Annotated in this window: 9 protein-coding genes, 2 pseudogenes and 1 riboswitch; of the genes and pseudogenes, 9 read left to right on the top strand and 2 right to left on the bottom strand. The window is 48.2% G+C overall.

Annotated elements, in window-relative coordinates:
- Positions 1 to 210: 210 nt before the first annotated feature.
- From BMZ51_RS00725 to BMZ51_RS00710, 4 genes are all read left to right on the top strand, one after another.
- A complete protein-coding gene (locus tag BMZ51_RS00725) occupies positions 211 to 1,860 on the top strand; it encodes an EAL domain-containing protein (protein WP_068009561.1) in 1,650 nt (549 codons plus the stop codon).
- Between the two features lie 570 nt (positions 1,861 to 2,430).
- The gene (locus BMZ51_RS00720; RefSeq protein ID WP_068009563.1) at positions 2,431 to 3,243 is read left to right on the top strand and encodes a ferredoxin--NADP reductase; all 813 of its coding nucleotides are present in this window, start codon (positions 2,431 to 2,433) and stop codon (positions 3,241 to 3,243) included.
- Positions 3,244 to 3,393: 150 nt separating this feature from the next.
- Positions 3,394 to 3,924 carry a regulatory protein RecX gene (locus BMZ51_RS00715; RefSeq protein ID WP_068009565.1) on the top strand — a complete coding sequence of 177 codons (531 nt, stop codon included), beginning with the start codon at positions 3,394 to 3,396 and terminating at the stop codon, positions 3,922 to 3,924.
- A 120-nt stretch (positions 3,925 to 4,044) separates the two neighbouring features.
- Positions 4,045 to 5,175, top strand: a complete 1,131-nt coding sequence (locus BMZ51_RS00710) for a heparin lyase I family protein (RefSeq protein WP_068009567.1) — start codon at positions 4,045 to 4,047, stop codon at positions 5,173 to 5,175.
- Here the strand turns inward: BMZ51_RS00710 and BMZ51_RS24440 are convergent.
- Positions 5,120 to 5,657, bottom strand: a pseudogene (locus BMZ51_RS24440) (formate--tetrahydrofolate ligase). The gene BMZ51_RS00710 and the pseudogene BMZ51_RS24440 sit on opposite strands and share 56 nt — an antisense overlap.
- A 24-nt stretch (positions 5,658 to 5,681) precedes the next feature.
- A pseudogene (locus BMZ51_RS24705) lies at positions 5,682 to 5,952 on the bottom strand (formate--tetrahydrofolate ligase); the annotation flags it as partial.
- Between the two features lie 241 nt (positions 5,953 to 6,193).
- On the opposite strand from BMZ51_RS24705, the gene BMZ51_RS00685 reads away from it, so the two are divergent.
- The 5 genes from BMZ51_RS00685 (at position 6,194) to BMZ51_RS00665 (ending at position 12,320) form a co-directional block, all read left to right on the top strand.
- Entirely contained in the window at positions 6,194 to 7,087 is an 894-nt protein-coding gene (locus tag BMZ51_RS00685) for a DMT family transporter (RefSeq protein WP_068009569.1), read from the top strand.
- 275 nt (positions 7,088 to 7,362) lie between these two features.
- Positions 7,363 to 7,575: riboswitch (cobalamin riboswitch) on the top strand.
- Between the two features lie 173 nt (positions 7,576 to 7,748).
- Positions 7,749 to 9,566 carry a TonB-dependent receptor plug domain-containing protein gene (locus tag BMZ51_RS00680; RefSeq protein WP_068009571.1) on the top strand — a complete coding sequence of 606 codons (1,818 nt, stop codon included), beginning with the start codon at positions 7,749 to 7,751 and terminating at the stop codon, positions 9,564 to 9,566.
- 116 nt (positions 9,567 to 9,682) lie between these two features.
- Complete coding sequence (locus BMZ51_RS00675; RefSeq protein ID WP_208979201.1) at positions 9,683 to 10,564, top strand: ABC transporter substrate-binding protein; 882 nt, start codon at positions 9,683 to 9,685, stop codon at positions 10,562 to 10,564.
- Positions 10,561 to 11,559 (top strand): FecCD family ABC transporter permease, encoded by a 999-nt coding sequence (locus tag BMZ51_RS00670; protein ID WP_068009573.1) that lies wholly within the window; start codon positions 10,561 to 10,563, stop codon positions 11,557 to 11,559. The genes BMZ51_RS00675 and BMZ51_RS00670 overlap by 4 nt, the downstream gene beginning before the upstream one ends.
- A complete protein-coding gene (locus BMZ51_RS00665) occupies positions 11,559 to 12,320 on the top strand; it encodes an ABC transporter ATP-binding protein (protein ID WP_068009576.1) in 762 nt (253 codons plus the stop codon). Before BMZ51_RS00670 ends, BMZ51_RS00665 begins: the two co-directional genes overlap by 1 nt.
- Positions 12,321 to 12,323 lie beyond the last annotated feature (3 nt).

The following is a 12,323-nucleotide window of genomic DNA, read 5'->3' as shown; positions in this document are numbered from 1 at the left end:
GCAATGGTCGCACATGTGAGTTAGTACAGCGTGTATTCCACAGTCAAAAATGAACGTCATGAAGAGAAAAGGTGGAACTTTCACCTAGTTCTGTACAAACTGTAAAAGCATCTGGGGATCGTTTGTCTTGCCTGGTCGTTTTTTACAGTTTTAATTAAGCGTTAATCATAAAAATGAGTTGCTGTATTTTGCATTTCTAAGGTCATCGTAGTGTCTCGCCATTATTTTGTATTTGTCCGCGCAATTTTGATTGCTTTGGGATTGGCTCTGTTGCCACTGGTTATCGGCAATATGATACTTGAGAACTTCGCGATGCATAATGCACGAAGCGAGATGATCGCTATTGCCGACCGCTACATATCGCGAAGCGAAGCAGCTATCTCTGATGGCGTAGAAGCTTTGCGGCAAATGCAACTGAAGGGCCTGACGTCCTGTACACGACAAAACCAAGGTGACTTTGAAAAGACACTTTCTCAAAATGCCGTGATTAGTGCGATCGGTATCGTCGATCATCGCGGCGTTCCAATGTGTTATGTGCCTGCCCAAAACCGTCGCGGGAATAGTATCCTTCCAGTGCTGAAACCAGATGCACCTCGTGTTGGAATTGGTATGTCTTGGATGGAGTACCAGGGTATTCGTACGGCACTGGTTTCCTGGAAGCTGGAGAATGGGTGGCGATTGATTGCCAATATTTCGCCAACAGTTTTGGCGATTGAACCCGGACCTGATTATCTGCGTCACGCTTTGGAAATAGAGGTCCGTCTGGGCCGCGATCATGTCTGGGTTGATCCGCTTGGTAACGCTGACCATCCTGTGATGATGGGGAGTGACTTTATCGAAGAGTACGCTGCTTCAACGATCTATCCCATTAATGTCAGGATCAAAAGCGATCGTAATGCGATCATGGGTTTGGTCCGAGAACTAAAAATCGTCGCCGTCATAGCGTGCTCAGGCATTGCAATCTTACTCATCACTTTGGTGGTCTGGCTCTCCTGGAAGCCCGAGAAGGACGCAGAAGACGATTTTGTTGCCTCCATTCGTAACGGCGAGTTCATCCCCTACTATCAGCCAGTGGTTGATATTGTGACTGGAGAACTACAAGGCTGTGAGATGCTCATGAGGTGGCAGCTTCCAAATGGAAAGATGGTACCACCCGGGCAGTTTATGACCTACGCTGAGACCTCCGGGCATATCTTTGAAATGACCCGCAATATCATGCGCCAGTCGATTGAGGACCTTGGTGAGCTATACTTCAGGCATCCAGAGTTGAAACTCTCGGTAAATCTATTTGCAGGCCATTTTAACGACCGTTCAATTGTAGATGATCTGTTGGACATTTATGAGGATTCTCCAATCGCCCTTAGTCAGGTGGTGATGGAAGTTACAGAGCGGCAACCACTTGAAGACATTGATTTGGCGAGAAAGGTTATCGCTGAACTGCAAGCGCATGGCATACGTGTTGCACTCGATGATGTTGGAACAGGCCATGGCGGCTTAGCTTACCTACAAAAGTTGGGAATGGATGTTGTAAAGATCGATAAGATGTTCATCGATCCGCTTGGCTCAGAGGAAAACGCCTTCCGTTTGGTTGATGCTATTGCCGAATTGGCTGACACTATGAATATGGGCATCATTGCCGAGGGTGTAGAGAAGTACGAACAGATTGTGCTGTTGCGTGAACTTGGAGTGTCTTCAGCTCAAGGCTTTATCTTTTCAAAACCACTGCCAGCTGGCGAATACCTTGAATTCGCAGAGGACATTTTCTCAGATAGGTGCAACCCCGTCCGAGTTCTGGAAGAGGCCGAGAAGGCCTCTGGTACCCCAGAGGAAATGGGTGCCCCTAAGGTTGAGCTATACTAGTCTCACGCCAACTATGAGCGTTCCTGCGTCGCCATAATCCAATCAAAGGGCACGCTTTTGGTGAGTGCCGATAGGGCGCTGGCACTGGTTAAAAAATATCCCAAGCAAGATTGATATCTTAATTCCGCGTCCTGGACGGCATGAATGCTGGTGCTGTTGATTTCCTGTGCTCGGCTTTGATCAATCATGCAATATACCTATGCCTGCCAGTTCAATATTCCCAAGTTGATTAGATCCCCGCAAACCAAGCGCTTATTGTTGAGCACTCTGGTCGCGAACGCTCAATTTACTAACGCTATCAATGTATTGGACTTGGATCACTTCAAGTTCGAATAACTTGATTAAATTCCATAATAAATTCGGAAGAAGGTGTTCCGATCATTCCCTCGAACACAAATGAAACTCGCAAACTCCCATGTCTTACGAGGACAGAAGATGTGGATTCTAACGAGGCAAGCAACTGGAAAAGAAATATTCACTCCGACGCGCTTAATTAGCTGCATGTGCCTCAGCTCAGCCTCCATGTTGGATTAAGCTTTGCCAAATCGATTAAATGGAGCAGAGTGAGCGATGAACCAGATCATAAAGGGTGCGGAATTGGAGAACGCAGTTCCTGCAAATGTTTTTGTAGAAACGGTTACGGAAGTAACCCATTTCACAGATCGCCTTTTCAGGTTCAAAATCACCCGCCCAGCAAGCTTCAGATTTCGTTCTGGAGAGTTTGTGATGATTGGTTTGATGATTGAGGGGAATCCACTCGTCAGAGCATATTCCATCGCCAGCCCAGCTTGGGATGAGGAGTTAGAGTTTTTCTCTATCAAAGTTCCAGATGGCCCGCTGACCCAGCACCTTCAACAAATCAAGGAAGGGGATCATGTTCTTCTGAAGAAAAAGTCAACCGGAACTCTGGTCCTTGACGCACTTTCTCCAGCAAAACGCCTTTATATGTTTTCATCGGGCACTGGCATTGCTCCGTTTGCAAGCCTTATTCGTGATCCGGAAACCTATGAAAAATTCGATGAAATTATCCTGACACATACTACGCGTGAGATTGCGGAGCTTCGTTATGGGGAGGAACTCTTGGCAGATATTTCCTATGACCCCTTGATTGGTGAAATTGCTGTTGGAAAGTTGCATCTGTACAACTCTGTTACGAGAGAGCGTTTCAAGAGAGAAGGACGCATTACGCATTTAATTGAATCCGGAAAACTCTTTGAAGAGCTGCGCGTGCCGCCTCTAAATGCCTCTGAAGACCGTGCTATGATTTGCGGATCCATGCATATGATTGCTGATACTAAAGCGCTCTTAGAGGAGCGGGGCTTCACGGAGGGCTCTAATAACCACCCTGGTGATTTTGTTGTTGAGCGAGCATTTGTTGGCTAAATTGGCAGGCAAACTGTGATAGCTCATGTTCTGGATGAGGTGTTCTCGGAAAGTGCTTTCTTGTTTTCGCGTGAGAGTATCTGCAAGGAAGATTGAAGTAGGTTGCATGCTGGGCGGGCTGTAACCTGTTTTTGGCTGGGCGTGACTTCAATGAGTAATAAAATTACTGCTGAGTATCTACGACGGGCAGCGCTACACTATCTGAATAGATATAACGCCTCTGAGGATAGCTTGCGTCGTGTTTTAAAACGCAAGATTGAAAGGCGTGCCAGAGAGGCAGAAGATGACCCGCACCAACACTATGAGCTGATAGAACCTGTGGTTTGCTTTTGCCGAGACCACAAGTTCATCGATGATCTTCGGTTCGCACAAAGCAAGGTCAGGACAGGCACTTCTAAGGGTAAGTCGCGGTCAAAACTTACACTTGAGTTGAATTCAAAAGGGGTCTCTGGCGAAGATATTCAAACAGCTTTTGAAGACGAAGTGCATGATGAGGAACGTGCAGCTGTATTGCTTGCCAAACGCAGGCGCATGGGACCCTGGCGGACCAAACCATTGGATTTGAGGAGAGAAAAGGAGCTTGCAAGTCTCGTAAGGGCAGGCTTTTCATTCTCGCTTGCCCGTAAGGTTGTAGAAATGTCGATGGAAGAGGCAGAGGAATTGATCTTCGCGCCTGCCTAATGAGGTTTTTCGTTAAATCCTTTGAAAAAACTTGATAGCCTTTTTTGAGGACAGCAATAACTCTTCTCTAGATTTGCCCCCAACTCAATTTAATCCAGCGCCGAAATTGCGGGAGAGAAGATGCCGGGTTCAGATCTACGCCAAACCTTCAAAATGTTCACGCCCTTGATTTTTGCGATTATTGGAATTGCGGTGGTAGCCTCTCCCATTCTTGCTAGTGCAAACGGCAAGGAACCAGTTAGCCCGACAGAATCCGCGAGCAAAAAAGTTGTTATCGAAACGCCCCAAGCTGGGGGTGGGGTACATGTAGATGAAATGCAGCAGACGCAATGCGCGGTGATGATTGATGATTTCAATGAATACCCGAGCGCGGATGATTGGGATATTCACCGGATGAACAAGCCTGAGAACTTTCAGATCCAAAGCAAAGTGGTGCGTGATGGAAAGCACTCACTTGCGATCACGGTCTTTGGGGATGATGAGTTGGATTCAGAAGGCAACCTAAAGAACGAGCTTTGGGTGGCGCGGCAAAAGCGCTGCAAGTTTGGCGATGAAGTCTGGTACTCTTTTAGTTTCCAGATTGAAGGTACGGTATGGCCAGCAGGCTCAACGCGCTGGGTCATAGGTCAGTGGAAAGAAGATTCTGGCGGAAGCCCGTTTCTGGCGCAACGTTTTGATAACGGGGTGTTCCACATCACTGTACAACACAACAAAATCCGCAAGCTTGTTGCGCAGGCAGACGGAAGTTATAAGCAAGACTACAAGGATTTCTCCCGAGACCTACAACAGATGCTTAGTTTGGATAGACAAGGCTTTCGCAACAAGAATGATGCAAGTCGAACCTCAGGTGAGTTCTTACAAAGCGGAATGACCCTCGAAGAACTCAAGGAAGCAATCCAGAAACAAGACACCTCCAAGTTCCCGTTCCTTGCAGACCCCGAGACCTATTCCGATTACCCTGGGATCAAGATTGAGCTTTCAGACAACCCTGTTCTCCCTGACCCGACAGATGGATGGGTTGATATGCGCTATCGGGTCAAGGGAAGCCGTGAAGGGCAGGGGATCATTGAAATCTGGGCCAACGGGACATTCATTGCCCGTGTGACCGGATATATCGGCAACGACAAGTTTTCTGGTGATACCCAATACTTCAAATTCGGGCATTACCGGGATTATGATCGTGATGACTTGCAATCTACCGTGTATCTGGACAGGTTTCGCAGAGGTCCACATCGCTCCGACGTTGATTAAAATACCCCTTCAACCTGAATAGCCTCATCAATACCGATGACTTCGGCAGCAGGTCGGCGTGGAAGACCTGGCATGACCATAATGTCCCCGTCAATGCCACGATGAAACCAGCGCCAGCAGACAGTCTTACGGCTGCTATGTGTATGCTATAATCAGAGGGAGCTCCGAGAAGTGTAGGGTCTGTTGAGAACGATTAAGGTGTTTTGGCCATACAAACAGATAGATGACCATAGCCTTCTTCCTCATAGGCTTTGAGTTGATCTTTAACTGACTGATCACAGGTGGCTTTTGAGGCACCATAGATTTTTTGCAGATCCGTCTGCCCAATGGGTGCAAGGTACGGCTTGGTTTCCAAGTTGCCCCATCCCTTTGACAATTGTATCGATTTCTTGGTCCGTGTCTGGTGTATAGCGATTTATTGCAACAATCACAGGTACTCCATAAGACTGGCAGTTTTTTACGTGTCGCTCCAGATTGCTCATTCCCTTCTCCTGCTGGAGTTGGAGAGATCGCTGTAACAAGTATGAGTTCTCCATATTGTTTGTTTTCTAGATCAGGCATCTCATCAAGGTGTATTTTGGCCTTGAAACGTCCATAAGGATCCAGAGCACGCTCAGGAATTTCGAGATGCTGAGCGACTTGTGCGATTGGTTTCATTTTTGTTGCGCGGGCAATATCGATATCTTGCTTGGAAAACTCCAGATTTAAACATGCAAATAGGCAAGTAGATGTGATGGGAAAACGCAGAACAGGAAGGAGCAAAAAAACAATCCGCACGTTGAATAGTTACCCAATACGCGTAAAAAGTTTAAAATTGCGCAGGGTAAAGTAAGGTAGTTTAGTTAACGCAGCTCAGCCATTTTTTCCAGGTGCGGAAAATCTCTCGCAAATAAAGGGTGCCCTTTTAAAGCTCTAAGCTCATCAAACGAGGCTTGCACGGCAATTACAACAGCTTTAGTTCTGATGAACGTTCAATTTGTCTACGCTGTTGCCGTAGCTTCGTTGCTTGGATCCGCATATGTTTTTATTTGAAGTTGCAGCACTCGGCGCAGCTGCCACATGGGCTGTGGGCGGCCTTATCTCCGCAAAGCCAGCTGCACACCTTGGGGCAATCGGTTTCAACTGTGTGCGTATGCGGTTTGTGGTTGTTTTTCTCGGTATTTTTGTTTTGGTGACAGGCACGTGGAATACGGTCGACTCAAGTCACGCATTCCTCATTTTTGTATCGGGCTTCATCGGTATTTTTATGGGAGATACATTGCTCTTCCTAACACTCAATCGCATGGGGCCGCGCCGAACAGCTATTCTGTTCGCTATGAATGCGCCTATGTCGGCATTGCTCGGTTGGTTATTCCTGCATGAGGAGTTGTCGATTCAGTCCGTGATTGGAATTGCTTGTGTGCTTGTTGGTGTACTATTCGCCATTGCTTTTGGGAAAAGAAAAGACCAACTTCATAAGTGGGAGGCGATTAAAGGGCCTGTTGTAATTGGTGTCCTTTTTGGCACATTAGCAGCACTTTCACAATCAGTTGGGTCGATCATCATTCGGCCTGTGATGGCGAGTGGCGCCGATCCGGTTGCGATATCCTTAATGCGCTGCTCAATTGCTGCTATCGGATTGTTGGTTCTGTTTTACTTGCCCGGCCGTCCTTTCAAACTGGCCAACCCGATCAATAAGGAGATCGTCGCTGTGGCCTCCTTGTCGGGGTTGCTTGGAATGGGTATCGGCATGACGCTCATCCTTTATGCACTAAGCGGTGGAGAGGTGGGCATTGTATCAACGCTTTCTGCCACCACGCCAGCGATGATGCTACCGGTTTTGTGGTGGCGAACCAAAGAGTTCCCAGCGCTTGGTGCGTGGATTGGGGCAGGTCTTGTAATTATGGGATGTGCTTTGATTTTTATGAGCTGAATGAAGCCGGATGAACCTTATGCTTATAGAGACACCAAAGCCATGTGTGTAGATCAACATCGTAGGCCTGATTACTTACCCGCAGAACTGTGCATACAACTCAATAACCCCACTATAAAAAGTGCTCTACCACAAGTTCGAGCGCTATATGTAAGTCCCACTACAACATCTTGTAGTTCTGTGCTGACTGACAAAATCAGTGAGTTCCACAGGAATTTGGTCGAGTTTCTGTCAGAACGCTCCTGTGATGGGTTGACGAGTAGGCCGGACTTCTGATCAATACCCATGCACTTGGTATTTTTATCCATGAGGTAAAAATTAAAAGGGAACACGGTTCATTCACCAAAGCCGTGGCTGCCCCCGCAACTGTAGGCGCAGAGCTACGGCTCAAATATGCCACTGAGGAAGCTTCTAAAAGCGACCTTGGGAAGGCTGAGTATTAGCGACGACGCGCAAGCCAGGAGACCTGCCAAATGCAGTCACTCACCCATAGCACGGGGCGTGTTAAGGGGCGGTACTCCGTTCAGGTGACATTCACAGTGCGCCTGAATGGTTGCGGCTCTGCTTCTAATAAAGAGGCAATGAGGCGGTTGCCATTCAACGTACAATGCAAACAAAAGCATGGCACATACAAATGTGCTGTGAGTGATGGACTATTATCGTGCGTAACACTTCGCGGACTTCCGCAATCCTAAAATCAGGGCTAGCCTTCTCGACCCTTCTTTGTTTCCCTCAGACTTCTTTTGCAAATGAAACAGACCTTGATGATATCATCATCATTGCTACGCGAATGGAAACCGAGGCAGGTAAAGTTGGTTCCACAACACATGTGGTGACGGAAGAGGACCTGAAAGAGGGTGGGGCAACCTTCGTATCTGAATATCTGACAAAGCTTCCAGGTATTTCCTTCTCGCAAAATGGTGGCGCAGGAAAGGCAAGTTCTTTGCGTATGCGCGGCTTAAGTAATTATTATATAAAGGTATTTGTCGACGGTATCGATATCTCTGACCCAAGTTCGCCGCAGGTTGAAGCGCGGCTGGAGCACATGCTGGTCAATGACGTTGAGCGAATTGAAATACTCAAAGGTTCTCAAAGTGCGCTTTACGGAGGACAGGCCGTCGGTGGTGTCATCAATATTATAACAAAGAGTGCAGAGCCTGGCCTGGTAAAGCATAGCGGCATGTTTGAGGCCGGTAGTTATGGGACTGTGAATGCATCCTATGGCTTCAAGGCTGCCGCTGAAATGGCAGATATTGCCGTAAATATTCAGCGGTTCCAAACCGATGGTTTCAGCGCGGTTTCACCAAATGGGCGTCCTGCAGATGATGATGGTTATGAAAACACGACACTCTCCGCCAAAGGGTCGTTCGACGCCACTGAGAGTTTTAACCTTTATTTCTCTGCCCGCAGTGTTGAGGGTACATCTGAATATGACGGCGGAAATGATCCTGCAGCCAATAAAGAGGTCGATGTAACGCAGCACTTTGGAAAGGTTGGAGCCAACTACCTCTGGTTGGATGAGAGCATGACAACTGATGCCTCTGTTCAGCTTTCTGATTTTACCCGCGATTATAGCAGCGGTTATTTGGCTAAAGGAAACCGCATAAAGCTTGAACTCTTAAACGACTGGGATGCGGGCGAGAGCTTCCGGCTCAACTTTGGGGGAGATTGGAGCCGTGAAAATGTCAAAGGTCAGGATCAGGTCATTGATGTTGCCGGCGGCTTTGTGCAAGCCCTTTGGAACCCTGTTGAAGCACTCAACGTAAGTGGTTCAGTTCGGTTGGATGAACACAATGCTTACGGTAGCTATTTAACTGGACGGGGAACTCTCTCCTATCAGGTTTCGGAGGGGATGCGATTTCGCAGCAGCCTTGGGAATGGCTTTCGGGCACCATCATCCTATGAATTGTACGACAGCTATTCTGGCAATCCTGATTTTGAGCCAGAGACCAGCATAAGTTATGATATCGGCATAGATCAGGACCTATTTGATGACCGTGTCAGCTTGTCTTTTAGCTATTTTCATATCCTTACGAATGACCTCATCATCAACGATCCCGCGACCTATAAGTACGAGCAAATCGCGGGAACATCCCGTAGTCAGGGCGCAGAAGTTTCTGCGGTCTGGGATTTCTCCGCAAACTTGAGCTTCAACGGTGCGTACACATACACTTGGGCGGTTGGGCCAGATAGAAAGCGTCTGGAACGGGTTCCGTTGCACGATGTGAACCTTGGTATGGCCTACAAGCCGATAGATGTTCTGGCGCTAAACCTTGACGCCAGTTATGTTTCTGGCATTGAAGATGAAGGTGAACTAGATGCGTTCCTGCTTGTTAATGTAAAAGCATCCTACCAACACAATGAAAACCTGACCTTCTATGTGCGCGGCGAAAATCTGCTTGATCAGGATTATGAGCGTATCGACAACTATCAAACACCGGGTCTTTCGGTTTACGCAGGTTTGAGTGCAAGTTTCTAATGTGCTGTGTTTTTCTCTATCAGTGTAGGATCCAGCAAATAAAGAGCGTTTGTTTTCAGAACAATAGGAGCTACAAGGGGCAACCATTGGCTTTGAAAGACAATCTCGGGTCTTAAATGGACAACATGAAAAACGCGGTCAAAATGGGAATTGGGGCGGTACTGCTGGCATGTCTTAGTGTCAGCTCGCTGCCAGCATGCGCAGAGCCGGATGACACCACAGCGCCTAAGCGGGTTGTGTCCATGAACCTTTGTACCGATCAATTCGCTATGTTGCTGGCGCAAGAAGACCAGTTACTCTCAGTTTCCAAGCTAGCGTCCGACCCTAATCTGTCTGTGATGAGTGATAAGGCTTCTAACTTTAAGGTGAACTACGGGCGCGCGGAAGAAATCTTTCTGATGAAGCCCGACTTGGTGATTGCAGGCACCTATACCAATCAAACAACCGTTCAAATGCTACGCCGGCTTGGTATCAAGGTTGTACAGGTCTCCCCCGTACGCACACTTTTTGGTGTTGCCAGTGAACTTCGCCGGCTCGGTAAGCTTCTGGACAGGGAAGAAAAGGCGGAACAGATTGCCAGCCAGTTTGAAACTGCAATCCAACATTTTGTTCAAGGACAACCTGACGAAAAATTGCGGGCAGGGGTTTATTATGCCAACGGGTACACCGCTGGAGATGGCAGTCTCGTTAATGAACTTATCGAAACGGCTGGCTTGCAAAACATTGCAAGCAATTTGGGTTTGAAAAAGACGAGCAAGCTTCCACTTGAAATACTGATCCTTGAAAATCCACAATTGCTCGTTGAGGGTAGCCAGTTTTCTGACAAGCCGGCTTTGGCCTTTGAGCTCCTTGCTCACCCCGCCTTGATGCGGACACTTGGAAATAACGGTCGCGTCAAAGTGGATGATAAATTCACAATTTGCGGTCTGCCGTTTGTGACCCAAGCCATTGAAAAACTTGCAAGAGAGTCATCTCGACTAGGGGTGCAACCCAAATGAAATACACGTCAGATGCCGTGCTTATCTGGGCGCTGAGTATAATAACAGCAACGCTGTTCTTGGCTTCCTTAATGCTTGGCGCAGCAGATTTGTCGCTTCCGCAACTGATAAATGCAGCGTTGTCTACGCAAGATACGCCAGTTTCAACAGTGCTATGGGAAATTCGCGTGCCCCGTGCTCTGCTTGGCGTGATCACAGGTGCCACGCTGGGGCTGTCTGGAGCTGTTCTGCAAGGTCTTTTGCGAAACCCTCTGGCTGAGCCAGGTTTAATTGGGGTGAGTTCCTCAGCAAGTCTTGGCGCGGTCATTGCTATCTATACAGGCATAACACTCACAATGCCGTTTGCGTTGCCCATCTTTGCATTGGCGAGTGCAGGTATTGCAGCGGCGCTTTTGCCTTTACTGGCGGGTGGGCGCGGGCAAACACTAACGCTCATACTGGCAGGTGTTGCTATCTCAAGTATTGCGACAGCACTCACGTCGCTGGCTCTCAATCTCTCGCCCAATCCCTTCGCTGCTATGGAAATCGTATTTTGGATGTTGGGTTCGTTAAATGATCGTTCTATGCAGCATCTGTACATTATTGCTCCCTTTATCATGGTTGGCTGGGGCCTACTTTTCGTCACAGGCAAAGGCCTGAACGCGTTGTCATTGGGGGAGGAGACTGCGCATACAATGGGCGTTTCACTGCCAACACTTCGGTTTTGTGCAATTGCTGGAACCGCAGCAAGTGTGGGAGCTGTGACTGCTGTAACAGGCACTATCGGTTTTATTGGACTAATTGTGCCGCACCTGCTGCGAAAGATGGTTGACGATGAACCAGCCCGCCTGTTGCTTCCAAGTGCCCTTGCTGGGGCATGTTTATTAACACTGGCCGACATCGCCGTGAAGCTGTTTGGCCCCCAATCCAACTTGAAACTTGGTGTTTTGACCGCTCTTGTGGGCGCGCCGTTCTTCCTGTGGCTAATTCTTAAACAACGCAGGGCATTGATCTGATGTTACTTCAACTTAACAACGTGTCGGCCAACTATGGCCAGCGTCAGGTGCTGTCATCGATCAATCTGGAGATTGGTAGGGGCGAGATTGTTGGGCTAATTGGTCCCAACGGCTCAGGTAAATCCACGCTCATGAAGGCATTGGTGGGTTTGATCCCCTCTTGCGGAGAAATCAGCTATGGCCGACAGCCTCTTTCAAGCATTTCGGTAAAACAACTTTCCAGGCATGTTGCTTACGTGGCGCAGGAGCGCGATGTTGCATGGGACCTAACCGTTGAACGCGTTCTCGCCCTGGGCTGCGAGGCAGTTGGAGGTTCTGTACGCACCCCAAAATACAAAGAGCAACGTAAGCAGATCATAAAAAGCCTGAGCCTAGAAACGATCAGAAAGTCATCGATCCTTCAGGTTTCAGGTGGCGAAAAAACAAGAGCACTTCTCGGTCGTGCGCTCATGCAAAAGACGCCATTGATTGTTGCAGATGAACCCACTGCTGGTCTTGACCCGGAACATCAGCTCGAACTGAGCGAGATTTTTCAAAACCTAAGGGAACAAGGCACCTCTATGCTGGTAAGCCTGCATGACTGGACCTATGCTGCCCGACTCTGCACCACGTTGGTTATGTTAAAAGATGGAAAAGTGGTCGCCTGCGGCACGCCTGAGCAAGTCTTGACACAAGAGCGCGTGCAAGATGTTTACCGCGTGAGTGCGCAAATTGTAAAAACAGAGCAGGGGCCTATCATTACACCAGCAGCGCGCTTGTAGCAC

Origin of the sequence: Pseudovibrio axinellae (genome assembly GCF_900110875.1) — a bacterium.
Taxonomy (GTDB): Bacteria; Pseudomonadota; Alphaproteobacteria; order Rhizobiales; family Stappiaceae; genus Pseudovibrio; species Pseudovibrio axinellae.
Note: the sequence above shows the minus strand (reverse complement) of the source record. Positions and strands in the feature narration are given on the sequence as shown.

Excerpts from the sequence above, each read along its gene's own strand:
- BMZ51_RS00720 (WP_068009563.1), top strand. The coding sequence starts at position 2,431 with ATGAACCAGATCATAAAGGGTGCGGAATTGGAGAACGCAGTTCCTGCA.
- BMZ51_RS00715 (WP_068009565.1), top strand. The coding sequence starts at position 3,394 with ATGAGTAATAAAATTACTGCTGAGTATCTACGACGGGCAGCGCTACAC.
- BMZ51_RS00710 (WP_068009567.1), top strand. The coding sequence starts at position 4,045 with ATGCCGGGTTCAGATCTACGCCAAACCTTCAAAATGTTCACGCCCTTG.
- BMZ51_RS00685 (WP_068009569.1), top strand. The coding sequence starts at position 6,194 with ATGTTTTTATTTGAAGTTGCAGCACTCGGCGCAGCTGCCACATGGGCT.
- BMZ51_RS00675 (WP_208979201.1), top strand. The coding sequence starts at position 9,683 with ATGGACAACATGAAAAACGCGGTCAAAATGGGAATTGGGGCGGTACTG.
- BMZ51_RS00670 (WP_068009573.1), top strand. The coding sequence starts at position 10,561 with ATGAAATACACGTCAGATGCCGTGCTTATCTGGGCGCTGAGTATAATA.
- BMZ51_RS00665 (WP_068009576.1), top strand. The coding sequence starts at position 11,559 with ATGTTACTTCAACTTAACAACGTGTCGGCCAACTATGGCCAGCGTCAG.